Here is a 13,345-nt window from a genome sequence, read left to right as displayed (position 1 = left end):
ACCCATGACAAACATCCCGGCCAACCGCGCCCTTTTGCCCGCCCTCGCTGCGGGTTTTTTGGTTTTTTCGATCACCCTGGCCGTTGCCGGCATCCTCGACTTTCCGACGACCCGCGGCGATCTTTCCGCCGAGCAGCTGAACCGGGTGCGCGACGTCACGCGCGCGACCACGGATTTTTCGAAGGCCGAGGCCTATGAGGCGATGCAGGGCGGGGCGGCTACATCGATCGATCCCGTCCATCGCGATATCTTCTCGCAGCCCTCGGCCAATCTCGGGCTGGAGCGCGGCGAGAACTTCCACTTAGGCAACGCCCTCTTTCGCAAGCTCTGGGTCTCGGCCCCCTCCTCCACGCAGGCTTCCGACGGTCTCGGGCCGCTGTTCAACGCCCGCTCCTGCCAAAGCTGCCACATCCGCGATGGTCGCGGCCATCCGCCGGAGGCCACCGGAGCCGCCGCGACCTCGATGGTCCTGCGCCTGGCGCGGTCTGCCGCCACGCCGGAAGAGGAGCAGGCCGCCAAGGATTTCCGCGCGCTCAACTTTCCGGATTCGACCTATGGCAAACAACTGCAGGATCTAGCCGTGCCCGGCCTTGCCGCCGAAGGCAAGGTGACGGTGAGCTATGTGGAAGAGACAGTGACGCTCGCGGGCGGCGAGACAGTGACGTTGCGCAAGCCACATTACGGCGTGACCGATCTGGCCTATGGACCGCTGGATCCGACGACGACCCTCTCTCCTCGCATCGCGCCGCCGATGATCGGCTTGGGCTTGATCGAGGCCATTCCGGAAGCCGATATCCTTGCCAATGCTGATCCGGACGGCAAGAACGGCACGGGCATTCGCGGTCGCCCCGCCATCGTCCGCGACCACCGCACTGGCCAGATGGCGCTCGGGCGCTTCGGCTGGAAGGCCCAGAATGCCACGGTGCGCGACCAGGTGGCGGACGCCTTCTCGGCCGATATCGGCATTTCCACGCCGGACCGGCCGAATCCCTACGGCGATTGCACGTCCAAGGAACCGCGCTGCCTTGCCATGCCGAACGGCGTGCAGAAGCGCCTGGGCGATACCGAAGCACCGGATCCGATCCTTGCCCTCGTCACCTTCTATTCCGAAAATCTTGCCGTGCCCGCCCGCCGCAAGGCGAGCTTTCCCGATGTGCTGCACGGCAAGGAGATGTTCTATCGTTCCGGCTGTGCCGCCTGCCACACGCCGAAGTTCGTCACCCGCGACGACATCAAGGGCAGCGATGGCAAGGACTCACCGCAGGCATTCCAGCTGATCTGGCCCTATTCCGATTTCCTGCTGCATGACATGGGCGAAGGCCTTTCCGACGGCCAGCAGGTGGGTGTGGCCTCCGGCCGCGATTGGCGCACCCCGCCGCTCTGGGGTATAGGCCTCACCCAAACGGTGAGCGGCCAGCAGGCCTATCTGCATGACGGCCGCGCCCGCACCTTGACCGAAGCCATCCTCTGGCATGGAGGAGAGGCGGAAAAAGCCCGCAACGCATTCGCCGACCTTTCGACGGACGATCGGCAAGCCCTCATCAACTTTCTGGAGTCTCTTTGATGCGCCACTGGAAACGTCTCGCAGCTAGCCTTCTCTTCACCGTCTCGGCGTTATCAGTCCATGCGCAGGACGCGACGGCCAATGGCGCCGGCCTGAACGAAGCGGCCGTGCCTGCAACCCTGCGGAAGGCAGTGGACGATGTCATTCGCCCCGGCTATCGCGCCATGCATGACTCGGCCTCGAAGCTGACCGTGGCGATGAAGGCGCTTTGCGCCGATCCCACTGCCGCCACGCTCGCCAGCGCCCAATCGGCCTTCGGCGACACCGTGAAGAGCTGGTCGCGCATCGAAATCGTCGATACCGGCCCGATCATCGACAAGAACCGTTTCGAGCACATCCTGTTCTATCCAGACCGCAAGGGTGTTGGCCTCAAGCAGGTGCAGGCGTTGATCGCCAAGGCGGACGAGAAGGACGCGACGGTCGAGGCCGTTGCCGGCAAGAGCGTGGCGCTGATGAGCATGACGGCCCTGGAATATGTGCTCTACGGCACCGGTTCGGACGTCCTCGCCAGCCAGAAGCAGGGCTTCCGCTGCCGCTATGGCGCGGCCGTCGCCGGCAATATCGAAAACACGGCCAAGGAAATCGCCGACGAATGGGATGCACCCGATGGCGTGCAGAAATCCTGGAAGTATCCGGGCAAATCCAGCGATGATTTCATGGACAACAAGGAAGCGGTCACGGCGCTGCTCGGCATCCTCGTGCATGGTGCGGCCAACGTCCGCGACCAGCGGCTGGAGAGCTTCTACAAGGGCGATCCCGCCTCTGCGCGGCCAAAGATGGCGATCTACTGGCGCTCCGCCAACACCTGGACGTCGTTCACCGGCAATGTCGAGGGTTTGAAGGCGCTCTGGGAAAAGGCCGATATGGCAAGCCTGCTGCCAGCGGACAAGCGCGACGCCGCCGCCAAGATCGACAGGCTGCTGAACGAGCTTGCGGCGACCGCGCCGACGATCAATCCGGATATCGAAAAAGCGCTTGGCGACGATGCAGAGCGCGCCAAGCTCGACAAGCTGCTTGCCGTCAGCCGCGATCTCACCACCGCCTTCAGCGACGAGTATGGCGGCGCCATCGGCCTTTCGGCCGGCTTCTCCTTCGCCGACGGAGATTAAGGGCGATGCGCAGCGGGCTGATCGACCGGAGAGCTTTCGTTAGAGGTGCGGGGCTGACATTCCTCGCAGCCCTCAAGCCCGGCGCCCTGATGGCCCTGGAGCGGGCCGATGCGGTTTATGCGTCGGGCATCCGCGCCGCCGACGGCTCCTTTGCCGTGGCGACGGTGACCGAGAAGGGCCGGATCATCGATCAGGTGGCCCTGCCCGCTCGCGCCCATGGCATGGCCTTCTCGAAGGCGACGGGCAAGACCGTCGCATTCGCCCGCCGGCCGGGCACCTTTGCGATGATCTTCGATCCCTGGAATAAGGCCGAGCCGATCGTCATCAGCGCAAGGGAAGGCCGGCATTTCTACGGGCACGGTACGTTTTCGCCCGATGGCCAGCTGCTTTATGCGAGCGAGAACGACTTCGACGACAATCGCGGTATCATCGGGCTTTATGATGCCCGCAACCGCTTTGTCCGCATCGGCGAGTACGAGACCTATGGTGTCGGCCCGCACGACATGACCGTCTCGGATGACGGCAGGTTCCTGATCGTTGCCAATGGCGGCATCGAGACGCATCCGGATTTCGGCCGCACCAAGCTCAATCTCGACCATATGGAGCCGTCGCTGACGCTGATCGATGCGGCGAGCGGCCGGCTGATCGAGAAACATGTCCTGCCGCCGCAATATGCCCAGGTCTCCACCCGGCATGTCGATATCGATGCAAGCGGCCGGGTCTGGTTCGCCTGTCAGTATGAAGGCCATCGCAACGACCTGCCGCCGCTCGTCGGCCATTTCGCCAGGGGTGAGGACCTAACCTTCGTCCCCCTGCCCGACGAAACGACCCGCGCGCTCGGCAACTATGTCGGCGCCATCGCCGTCAATCGCGCCGAGAACCTCGTGGGCGTGACGTCGCCGGTCGAGGGGACATCGGTGACGCTCGATGCGAAGACGGGCAAGGTGCTGAAGGTCGAAAGCGTGCCTGATGCGGCGGGCATTGCGCCGGCCAGCCATGGCTTCGCCGTGTCCTCCTATGAGGGCGAGTTCTTGGGCCAGCACAGCGATGTCGCCTGGGATCAGCATATCGTCCGCATCGCCCGCGGCTGATTTCGCCACGGCTCAGACCGGTTTGCTGGCTTCGATGAAGCGGCGCAGCGCCGTCGCAGCATTCAGCATGTGCGCCCGCATGCGCCGCGACGCCATATCGCCGTCACCCTCAGCAATTGCCTGCATGATGGCTTCGTGCTCCGCTCGTGATCGATCGAGGCGCTCGTCCTGCTGCAATTGAGCGCGGCGGAAGGCGGTCAAGCGACTGCGTATGGCAATCGCCTGTTCGGCCAGAAAGCTGTTATGCGTCGCGTGGTAGATCGCCTCGTGAAAGGCGCGGTTGAAGGCGTCATAGGCATCGAAATCGCCCTTCTTCACGATCGTTTCGGAGGCATCGTGCAGCTCGATCAGGTGGCTGCGCTCCAAAGGCGTCATGCGGTAGGTGGCAAGCCGCACACACATGGCCTCGATCTCCGCCACCGTCTCGAACATCTCCATGATGCGCTCCGGTGTCATGCGGGCGACGACGACGCCGCGGCGCGGCCGCACCTCGACCAGGCCGCTCACCGCCAATTGCCTCAACGCCTCGCGAACCGGTGTGCGCGAAGCACCAAAGCGATCGGCAAGATGCTGCTCGTCGAGTGCCGCGCCTGCCTCGAGCCTTCCGGTCGCGATCTCATCGGCCAGGGCGTTGCGGATACGGTCCGACAGCAATTCGCGGTTGTCAGCGGAATCCTCGAACCCATTGGTCATTCCCGATCTCCTGGCATTTTGCCCCATCTCGTATGCAATGTCGCTATTGTTCTGCTACCTTGCATGCAGAATGACTATCACGCAACTGTTACGCATTCAATGATTGACCATCCTGAGCAGTAGGAATACAAAATCCCTCATGAAACGCCCTCCCGCATACGCAGGGCGGCCAGAATGCCAGACCAGAATGCAAGCAGAGCAGATTTTGTCCGAGCGCTTCGGCGGAATGCTCTTTTCAACGACAATGACATCGCGAGCGAGCCCTCGGCCGGAAGGCCTTCCGCTGCCGACTTCACCCCTTCGATGCAAAGGATCAGGACCATGATGATAACCAGACGGAATTTCTCGGCAGCACTTGTTGCCGGCGCCGCCGCCTCTCTCGTTTCCACCAGCGGCATGGCCGCCACCAACGTTGCTGGCGGTTCGGCAACCTCAGCCCCGCAAAAGGCGCGTAATGTCGTGTTGGTGCATGGGCTTTTTGCAGACGGCTCCTGCTGGTCGGAGGTCATCGCGCGGCTGCAGGCAAAGGGGCTGAACTGCACGGCGGTGCAGAACCCGCTGACCACATTGCCCGAGGCCGTTGCCTCGGCCCAGCGCGTTCTCGATCGCCAGGACGGCCCGACCGTGCTTGTCGGTCATTCATTCTCCGGCATGATCGTCACCGAGGCAGGCATGCACCCGAAGGTCTCCTCGCTGGTCTATGTCGCGGCCCGTGCGCCCGATGCCGGCGAGGATTACACGGCGCTTGCCAAGACCTATCCGACGCCGCCGGCATCGGCTGGCATCGTCTTTGACGGCGACGAGGGCCGCCTGAGCGAAGAAGCCTTCCTGCGCGACTTCGCCGGCGATTTGCCCGAAGCCAAGGCCAAGGTCCTCTATGCCGTACAGGAGCCGTTCCACAAGGAACTCCTTACCGGCAAGACGACCCAGGCCGCATGGCATTCGAAGCCGAGCTGGTATGCGGTCTCCACCGAAGACCGGACGATCAATCCCGACCTCGAACGCTTCATGGCCAAGCGCATGGGCGCCAAGACCATCGAGGTGAAGGCAAGCCATCTTGCGCTGATCTCTCACCCGGATACGATCGCCCGCCTGATCCTCGAAGCGGCCGGCCACTAGAGCGGTTACGCGTTTCACGGAATCGCCCAACCGCTCCATGCTATTGTTTTTGCGCAATCCCGGACGGAAAACCGCTTCGCACTTTTCCCGGAATTCTCTAGGCCGACAGGCTGCCGGCCTATCCCTTCCTGGCGAATTCGGCCTGTTCCGCACTGACAGCGACAGCGACGGCCCTTGCCGCCGCTCGCAGCCAATCGGTGCCCCGCTTATCGAGATCGGCAACAATGCCTGGCAGGTGCGAGGCATCGTCGGCGTGGCAGTTGGCGATTTCGAAGCCCATTAGATCCAGCATCTCAGGCGCCAGCAGCACCTGCATATCTCCGTCGACTTCGATCTTGCGGCTGTTGGGTGATAGACGGCGGACCAGAAGCTTGCCGCTCACCTGGTAACGTGGATCGGGCGAGCGCGCCCGTCCCGCGGCGATAACACCCGTATGGATCGTCTTGTCCGAGGGGTTATGCTTGAGCGACCAGCCAGACTGTAGCAGCGCCTTGACTTCGCGCAGGACAGGACCGCCGCGCCATTCGACATAGGCGACGAAACGCGGACGGCCCAGACTGCCGGTGCCGGCCGTGCGCGGCTTTGCCTCGAATTCTGTCATCGGATCCGGCAATGCCCTGCGCAGCGCCTTCAGATAGGGCTCCGGCACCGGGTCTTTCGCCGGTGGCAAACTGCGATACTTCTCCCAGAAAGCCCTGCGCTCGGCATTCGACAGCAATACCTCATTGCGCAGCCGTTTGTAATCGCGCTCCAGGATGACGGGAGACGGCTGCCGCAAACCGCGGCGATAGCCTCCAAGAATGGCATCGGCGATGGCGCGCGGCGTCGGACCATCATTGCCCCGCGCCAGAATCGCGCTGGTCGCCAGGCGCACGAGATCGAGCGCGTAAGGCATGACGGCGGCCTCGTCGAAATCGTTGGCGCCCCATATCAGCCGCCCCTCCTCGTCACGCCAAGTGCCGAAATTCTCGAGATGCGTGTCGCCGATCGCCAATATCTGCGGCGCACTCGCGAGATCGGGGCAGATCTGGAGGATGGTTTCGGCCCAGCGCCAGTAGGTTCCGCGCAGGAATGAGAAGCTGTCTCTCTTCATGAGCTTGTGCTTCTTTGTCAGGCCGGACCCGACCAGATCGTCGCCAAGCTGCGCCCGCATCCAGGTCTCGTAGGCCGCCACCGATTGCAGGATCGTCGTCATCGATGCCCCTCGCCATGTATTCTCTGGTTTCGGATAGCATGATGCTGCCATTGAGGAAATTGGATGTCGGCCGCAGAAGCGGCAGAGGCTTTGCTTTTCCAAAGCATGACCCTTGTTCTCGCCGCCTCTCCATGCCAATTTCGCACCCGCGAAGAGGGGATGGTATGACAGAGGCAGACAGCGGCGATTTTCGGGCCCGCATTAGAACCAGCTTCGAGCGGCAGGCCGCGATGGCGACCATCGGCGCGGAACTGACACGCGTCGAACATGGCGCGGTCGAGATCGAGCTGCCGTTCGACGTCAAGCTGACGCAACAGCACGGCATCCTCCATGCAGGCATCATCGCCGCCGCGCTGGATTCCGCCTGCGGATTTGCGGCCTATAGCGTCATCGATCCCTCTGCATCTATTTTGACAATCGAATTCAAGATCAACCTGATGTCGCCGGGACGCGGCGAGCGTTTCCTGTTTCGCGGCGATGTCACCAAGCCGGGCACGACGATCATCGTGGCCGATGGACGCGGCTATGCGATTGGCGACGGGCCGGCCAAGCTGATTGCCTCGATGACCGGAACGATGATGGTCATCCGTGGCAGAGAGGGAATTAGCGGATGAAATTCGAATTGAAGCGCGTTTCGGGCAAATCGATCCTGTTCGTCATGGCGGCCGAGGCGGAATATGGGCCCTTTCTGCGCTCGCGCATCGATCCGCTGATGACCGGCGTCGGCCCCGTCGAGGCAGGGATCGCGCTCACCCGCGCATTTGCCCAGCTCGAAGCCCAGGACGACCTGCCCGATCTCGTGGTTTCGCTCGGCTCGGCCGGCTCCGCCACGCTGGAGCAGACCGAAGTCTATCAGGTCAGCTCCGTCTCCTACCGCGACATGGATGCCTCGCCGCTCGGCTTCGAGAAGGGTCGCACGCCGTTCCTCGACCTGCCTGCCACGCTCGAACTGCCGTTGCGCATTCCCGCTATTGCCGAAGCGAGCCTTTCCACCGGCGGCAACATCGTGTCCGGCACGGATGCCTACGAGCGCATCGGCACCGACATGGTGGACATGGAAACCTTCGCGGTGCTGCGCGCCTGCCAGATCTACGGCCGTCCGCTGATCGGGCTGCGCGGCATTTCCGATGGGCAAATCGAATTGCAGCGCATTTCCGACTGGACGGAATATCTGCACGTCATCGACCGTAAACTGTCCTATGCCGTCGACGGCCTGTTTACCGCATTGGAAGACGGCGTATTCTGGTTTTAACGGATCAAAACCGCCCTATGTGAGGACAATCGGGACAATAAAATCGGCTCCGGCATGATTTGCCCGATTGCCAGCGAAAGCGCTTTTCATTAAAGGCTCGCCATGACCCAGACAGCACATCCAGACACCGTTCTCATCGTCGATTTTGGCAGCCAGGTGACGCAGCTCATCGCACGGCGCGTGCGCGAAGCGGGCGTCTACTGCGAAATCGTCCCCTTCCAATCCGCCGAAGCCGGGTTCAAGCGGCTGCAGCCGAAGGCCGTGATCCTGTCCGGTAGCCCGGCCTCGACCGTGGACGAGGGCTCACCGCGGGCGCCGCAGATCATCTTCGACAGCGGCATTCCGGTATTCGGCATCTGCTACGGCCAGCAGACCATGTGCATGCAGCTCGGCGGCAAGGTCGAGAGCGGCCATCACCGCGAATTCGGCCGCGCCTTCCTCGACGTCAACGAGGATTGCGCGCTGTTCGAGGGCCTCTGGTCCTCCGGCTCGCGTCATCAGGTCTGGATGAGCCATGGCGACCGCGTCACCGCGTTGCCAGAAGGCTTCGAAGTGGTCGCCACCTCCTCGAACGCACCCTATGCCTTCATCGCCGACGAGAAGCGCAAATATTATGGCGTGCAGTTCCATCCGGAAGTCGTTCATACGCCCGACGGCGCCAAGCTGATCGGCAATTTCATTCACAACATCGCCGGCCTCAAGGGCGACTGGTCGATGTCGGCCTATCGCGCCAAGGCCGTGCAGGCAATCCGCGATCAGGTCGGCGACAAGCGCGTCATCTGTGCCCTGTCAGGCGGCGTCGATTCTTCCGTCGCAGCACTGCTGATTCATGAAGCAGTCGGCGACCAGCTCACCTGCATCCTCGTCGACCACGGCCTGATGCGCAAGGACGAGGCGGCCGGCGTCGTCGCCATGTTCCGCGAGCACTACAATCTGCATCTGCTCCATGTCGATGCCTCCGACCGCTTCATCGGCGAACTGGAGGGCGTCAGCGACCCCGAGACCAAGCGCAAGATCATCGGCCGGCTCTTCATCGAGACCTTCGAAGAAGAGGCCAAGAAGCTCGGCGGCGCCGATTTCCTCGGCCAGGGCACGCTCTATCCGGACGTGATCGAAAGCGTTTCCTTTACCGGCGGCCCCTCGGTCACCATCAAGTCGCACCACAATGTCGGCGGCCTGCCGGAGCGCATGAAGATGCAGCTCGTCGAGCCGCTGCGCGAACTCTTCAAGGATGAGGTGCGCGCGCTCGGCAAGGAACTCGGCCTGCCCGATAGCTTCATCGGCCGTCACCCCTTCCCCGGCCCGGGCCTTGCCATCCGCTGCCCCGGCGGCATCACCCGCGAGAAGCTGGAGATCCTGCGCGAAGCCGACGCGATCTATCTCGACGAGATCCGCAAGGCCGGCCTCTATGACGCCATCTGGCAGGCTTTCGCCGTGCTGCTGCCGGTCCAGACCGTCGGCGTCATGGGCGACGGCCGCACCTACGAGTTCGTCTGCGCGCTGCGCGCCGTGACCTCCGTCGACGGCATGACCGCGGACTTCTATCACTACGACATGGAATTCCTCGGCCGCGCCGCGACCCGCATCATCAACGAAGTCCGCGGCATCAACCGCGTCGTTTATGACGTAACATCGAAGCCGCCGGGCACGATCGAGTGGGAATGAGGGGGAGTGCTGCGGAGTAAACCGGGATAAAGCAGCGTGCTAATAGCTATGTTGTCGCTGCAATAGCAGTCGGTAGTCCTCGCGCAACTCTGGCCCTCCGGCAGCGAATGGCGTCAATGCTGAAGACCTGATTCAGATCAAAGTCTGCCGAGCCTCTCCGTGATACCCAACTATCATGTCTGAGATTTATCAAGGCCGTCGTGCCTTCTTGACCGCGCTTGCCGCCGGAGGGGGACTTATCGCAATTGGTGGGGCAACGGCGTTTGTGATGAATGCCCGTGACCTTTCCGGCTATCAGGAAGCTGTCAACGCCACGTGGCGGCACAGCGACAGTACCGATCTGCCGCCGTCATCGGCCCAACGAGAGCTTGTCCGTTATGCCACCTTGGCGGCAAACAGCCATAACACGCAGCCTTGGCAATTTCGGCTCTCGGATCGCTCGATCCTCGTGCTGCCCGATTCCCGGCGTCGCTTGCCCGCTGTCGATCCCGACGATCATCATGTGTTCGCCAGCCTCGGCTGCGCCGTCGAGAACATGGTCCAAGCTGCCCGCGCCTTCGGACTTCGGGCGGTTCCGCGCTACGATCCCGATGAGCGCGGAATTCGGGTCGACTTGGAGGCTGCGCCGCCCGAACGGACAGACCTGTTCGACGCTATTCCGCATCGTCAATCGACGCGCACTGTCTATGATGGGCGCTCGGTCCCGCCCGAACATCTCCGGCTCTTGGAAGCCGCAGGAAACGGTCAAGGCGTGCGGATGCTGCTTTTCACAGAGCGGAAGCAGCGTGAGGAGATCCTCTCCTATCTGGTCGCGGGCAACAGTGCGCAGATGGACGATGTCGCGTTCGTAGAAGAATTGAAATCGTGGATTCGATTCAGCTATGGCTCAGCCCTTTCGACGCGAGACGGCTTGTTTTCGAAATCCTCCGGCAATCCAGTCCTGCCGGATTGGATCGGCCGCTTGATCCTCAATCTGGTGTTCACGAAGGAGGCTGAAAACCGGAATTATGAGAGCCAGCTCAGAAGCTCGGCCGGTGTTGCCGTGTTCGTCTCTGACAAGAACGAACCCGCCTACTGGGCCGAAGCCGGACGATGCAGTCAGCGTTTCGCCCTTCAGGCGACGGCTCTCCAACTCCGGCACGCCTTCATCAATCAACCGGTCGAGGTTCCCGCCGTGCGGGGGCAATTTGCCACCTATCTCGGCATCGGCGATCGTCGGCCGGATCTCGTGATGAGATTCGGGTACGGTCCGGAGTTGCCCAGATCGCTCCGCCGTCCGGTCGAGCACGTCATTCTCCGGACGTAGGGTCGTGATGTCCCTTGAGGCTGACGAAAGCGCGCTTGCCGGAGATTTCGAAAAATCGACCGATCGATATCGATAGTCGCTGAAACCAAGCAGTTTCTGAATCGACTAAACTCTCCTTTGAATTCGAGAGCAGAAATTTCTGACGGATCGGAGAGACGGTTCCTCGTCGTATGCAGAAGCTTTGCGCTTGTAATTCAATGCGTAACGATCAGTAAGAACAATTGAGTGAGAATAGACGGCGAAGGGCACTCTCTGGGCACCTTTCCCGGAAGTGCCCAATCGCCAAATTCAGCAAATCGGGCCCATCCAAGGAATGATGAACGGAGTGGCGCCCTTACTTCACCGTGATGCTCAGACCGCTGATATCGGCATTGACCTGCAGGCCAACCTGCCTGCCTGTGAGTTCGAGTTGGGCGCCCTTGTCATTGGTCATGACGATCATCTGGGCGCCTTTGCCGACTGCGCCACCGCCGCCCGCTGCACCGTAGATCCCCGACACATCCTGAGCGCGACGAATATGGGTAACGGTGCCTTGGAAATAGGTCTTGGAGGCCCCGAAGGCGAGGCCGCCCGAGATACCGCCAATCGAGACGGGATAGCGGCGACCATGGAAGGTCAGCGTGCCCTCGCCTCCGGAACCACCGACGAAGAAGGCAGCCTTATAGACGGCAAAACGGATCGTACCGCTGTCGGCATGCGCGGCGCTGGCAAAGCTAATTCCCGCGGCGGCGATGGTGGCAACTGCGACTGAACGAAATGCGGGCGAAATCTTCATGATGGGCTATTCCTCAAGAGCGCCGCTTACCCAGCCGGCCGGGACGACGTCAGCGTCGTATCAAAGTTATATATGAACAGTTTCGCGCGTCATTAGTTCCAAAGCACGATAATAACAAAGCGTTAGAGCACATATTCGGTCGCGCGCTGCTCGAAGAAATTAGCGCGCGACCAGTTCTCGGCATCGGTCACATGGTCGCAACCAGGTGATTGAAACCTTTCACGAACCTGGCGCCGGTGAACAACTTCGCAATGAAGGCGGAGGACGGGAGACCGTCCAACTCCTCAAGGGAAGTGACGCGTTCATAGCGTCGATGACCGTCTTGCCTTTCCAGTTCGGCAGGGCCTTTGCAACCTCGCGAGGCGGGATATAGCGATCCGACGCCTGTGCGCTTCAACGACAAGGAGACGCTGCTGTTTTCCCGCGCCCGCCAGGTATCGAAAGCCTGGGGAGGAAGCCCCCCTCCTCCCAGTGCCGCTGCCTAGAACCCCAGTGATTGCTGCACAGGTTTCGGCGGCGCGAGCTGGACGCCTTCCAGCTCCAGCATCCGGGCCTTGGCGTTGGAACCGCCGGGCGCCGAAAAGCCGCCGATCTTGCCGCCTGCCGCCAGAACGCGATGGCAGGGGATGATCAGCGCGACCGGATTCTTTGCCATCGCCTGGCCGACATCGCGGGCTGCTTCCGGCCCGACGCCAAGCTGTTTCGCAAGCGTCCCATAGGTGGTGGTATGGCCCCAGGTGACCTGCCGGGCGGCATCGTAGATCTGCTTGAAAAAGGCATCCTGTTCGCCAAGATCGAGGGCGACGCCGGAAAAATCGATCTCTTCGCCCGCAAAATACCGTTTCACCTTGGCGACGACCTCCGCGACTTCAGGCGTCGGCGTGCCGGGATGCGCATTCGGCAGGCGACGCCGAAGCAGGCGTTCGGTCGCCCCGGCATCCTTCGTCGGCAGTTGGAAGCGTATGACGCCGATATCGCTCCAGGCGATGCCGCAGAAACCGCCGGCGGTTTCGAAGATCAGATAGTCTTGCCTTGTCTCGTTCATGACGGACGCTCCGTGTTTCCACTTGTCATGAAAATCGTGCCACGAGCCGTGAAATTCAACCCGATTCTTGTGCAGGGCCGATATTGCCGACATTTTGCCCGTTGAGGAAAACGGCGCCGCCGCGATGACGGCGCCCCAATCCTACCTCGCATCCTGGCGTGTCAGTATCCGCCGCCGGCCGGAGGAGGATTCATCGTCATGTTGCCACCGGAGCCATGCTGGTCCGAGGTGGAACAAGAGGAAACACCGAGACCGACGAGAGCGAGCAAGGCGATCGAGAAGATGGCTTTCGTCAACATGTGAGATCGTTCCTTTTGAAGACGGCACAAATACCCCTGGCGGAGAGTGAACAAATCAAGTGGGCATTTTATTCGATGGCATTTCTAAAATTGAGATTCGGCGGATCGCAGCCAGCCAGTTTACTCGCCCCGATTCATCAAATATGTTCTCTTTTTGTTCTTGATATAGCTGCCATGCGTCCCTATGATGTGCGGATTACCGAAATAGGAGGAGGCAAAGCCGTGTGGCTTT

Annotated in this window: 13 protein-coding genes and 1 pseudogene; 8 read left to right on the top strand and 6 right to left on the bottom strand. The window is 61.7% G+C overall.

The genetic code is table 11. The features are described from left to right. The first annotated feature begins 4 nt into the window (after window positions 1–4). The 3 genes from AB8B29_RS18855 to AB8B29_RS18845 are packed head-to-tail and all read left to right on the top strand — an operon-like array spanning window position 5 to window position 3,764. Window positions 5–1,564 (top strand): di-heme oxidoreductase family protein, encoded by a 1,560-nt coding sequence (locus tag AB8B29_RS18855; protein ID WP_047556305.1) that lies wholly within the window; start codon window positions 5–7, stop codon window positions 1,562–1,564. Further along, window positions 1,564–2,673, top strand: a complete 1,110-nt coding sequence (locus tag AB8B29_RS18850) for an imelysin family protein (RefSeq protein WP_092574467.1) — start codon at window positions 1,564–1,566, stop codon at window positions 2,671–2,673. The genes AB8B29_RS18855 and AB8B29_RS18850 overlap by 1 nt, the downstream gene beginning before the upstream one ends. A gap of 5 nt (window positions 2,674–2,678) precedes the next feature. Then, complete coding sequence (locus tag AB8B29_RS18845) at window positions 2,679–3,764, top strand: DUF1513 domain-containing protein (RefSeq protein WP_092574469.1); 1,086 nt, start codon at window positions 2,679–2,681, stop codon at window positions 3,762–3,764. Window positions 3,765–3,776: 12 nt separating this feature from the next. On the opposite strand, the gene AB8B29_RS18840 is transcribed toward AB8B29_RS18845, so the two are convergent. Next, entirely contained in the window at window positions 3,777–4,457 is a 681-nt protein-coding gene (locus AB8B29_RS18840; RefSeq protein ID WP_047556309.1) for a GntR family transcriptional regulator, read from the bottom strand. A gap of 321 nt (window positions 4,458–4,778) precedes the next feature. On the opposite strand from AB8B29_RS18840, the gene AB8B29_RS18835 reads away from it, so the two are divergent. Continuing rightward, on the top strand, window positions 4,779–5,576 hold the full coding sequence (locus AB8B29_RS18835; protein WP_047641115.1) for an alpha/beta fold hydrolase: 798 nt from the start codon (window positions 4,779–4,781) through the stop codon (window positions 5,574–5,576). A 118-nt stretch (window positions 5,577–5,694) separates the two neighbouring features. Here the strand turns inward: AB8B29_RS18835 and AB8B29_RS18830 are convergent, their stop codons facing one another. Beyond that, window positions 5,695–6,771, bottom strand: coding sequence for a DUF2252 family protein (locus AB8B29_RS18830; RefSeq protein ID WP_092574475.1), 1,077 nt, complete (start codon window positions 6,769–6,771; stop codon window positions 5,695–5,697). Between the two features lie 164 nt (window positions 6,772–6,935). Between AB8B29_RS18830 and AB8B29_RS18825 the strand changes: the two genes are divergently transcribed. The 4 genes from AB8B29_RS18825 (at window position 6,936) to AB8B29_RS18810 (ending at window position 10,994) form a co-directional block, all read left to right on the top strand. After that, window positions 6,936–7,385: a PaaI family thioesterase gene (locus tag AB8B29_RS18825; protein ID WP_037197294.1), complete on the top strand. Its 450-nt coding sequence runs from the start codon at window positions 6,936–6,938 to the stop codon at window positions 7,383–7,385. Beyond that, entirely contained in the window at window positions 7,382–8,023 is a 642-nt protein-coding gene (locus AB8B29_RS18820; RefSeq protein WP_047641117.1) for a 5'-methylthioadenosine/S-adenosylhomocysteine nucleosidase, read from the top strand. The genes AB8B29_RS18825 and AB8B29_RS18820 overlap by 4 nt, the downstream gene beginning before the upstream one ends. Window positions 8,024–8,125: 102 nt before the next feature. Beyond that, window positions 8,126–9,688 (top strand): glutamine-hydrolyzing GMP synthase, encoded by a 1,563-nt coding sequence (gene guaA / locus AB8B29_RS18815; protein ID WP_037197292.1) that lies wholly within the window; start codon window positions 8,126–8,128, stop codon window positions 9,686–9,688. A 175-nt stretch (window positions 9,689–9,863) separates the two neighbouring features. Further along, on the top strand, window positions 9,864–10,994 hold the full coding sequence (locus tag AB8B29_RS18810) for an Acg family FMN-binding oxidoreductase (RefSeq protein WP_037197222.1): 1,131 nt from the start codon (window positions 9,864–9,866) through the stop codon (window positions 10,992–10,994). A 334-nt stretch (window positions 10,995–11,328) separates the two neighbouring features. On the opposite strand, the gene AB8B29_RS18805 is transcribed toward AB8B29_RS18810, so the two are convergent. The 4 genes and pseudogenes from AB8B29_RS18805 to AB8B29_RS18790 form a co-directional block, all read right to left on the bottom strand. Then, window positions 11,329–11,769 carry a hypothetical protein gene (locus AB8B29_RS18805; RefSeq protein ID WP_037197221.1) on the bottom strand — a complete coding sequence of 147 codons (441 nt, stop codon included), beginning with the start codon at window positions 11,767–11,769 and terminating at the stop codon, window positions 11,329–11,331. Window positions 11,770–11,965: 196 nt separating this feature from the next. Beyond that, window positions 11,966–12,126, bottom strand: a pseudogene (locus tag AB8B29_RS18800) (NADP oxidoreductase coenzyme); the annotation flags it as partial. Window positions 12,127–12,250: 124 nt separating this feature from the next. Further along, window positions 12,251–12,814 (bottom strand): methylated-DNA--[protein]-cysteine S-methyltransferase, encoded by a 564-nt coding sequence (locus AB8B29_RS18795; protein WP_047556315.1) that lies wholly within the window; start codon window positions 12,812–12,814, stop codon window positions 12,251–12,253. Window positions 12,815–12,975: 161 nt separating this feature from the next. Then, window positions 12,976–13,113, bottom strand: a complete 138-nt coding sequence (locus AB8B29_RS18790) for a hypothetical protein (RefSeq protein ID WP_156143646.1) — start codon at window positions 13,111–13,113, stop codon at window positions 12,976–12,978. Window positions 13,114–13,345 lie beyond the last annotated feature (232 nt).

Origin of the sequence: Rhizobium sp. 11_C7_N12_5, from assembly GCF_051811145.1 — a bacterium.
In the GTDB taxonomy this organism is placed as follows: Bacteria; Pseudomonadota; Alphaproteobacteria; order Rhizobiales; family Rhizobiaceae; genus Rhizobium; species Rhizobium lusitanum.
This window is presented reverse-complemented; position numbering and strand designations above follow the sequence as displayed.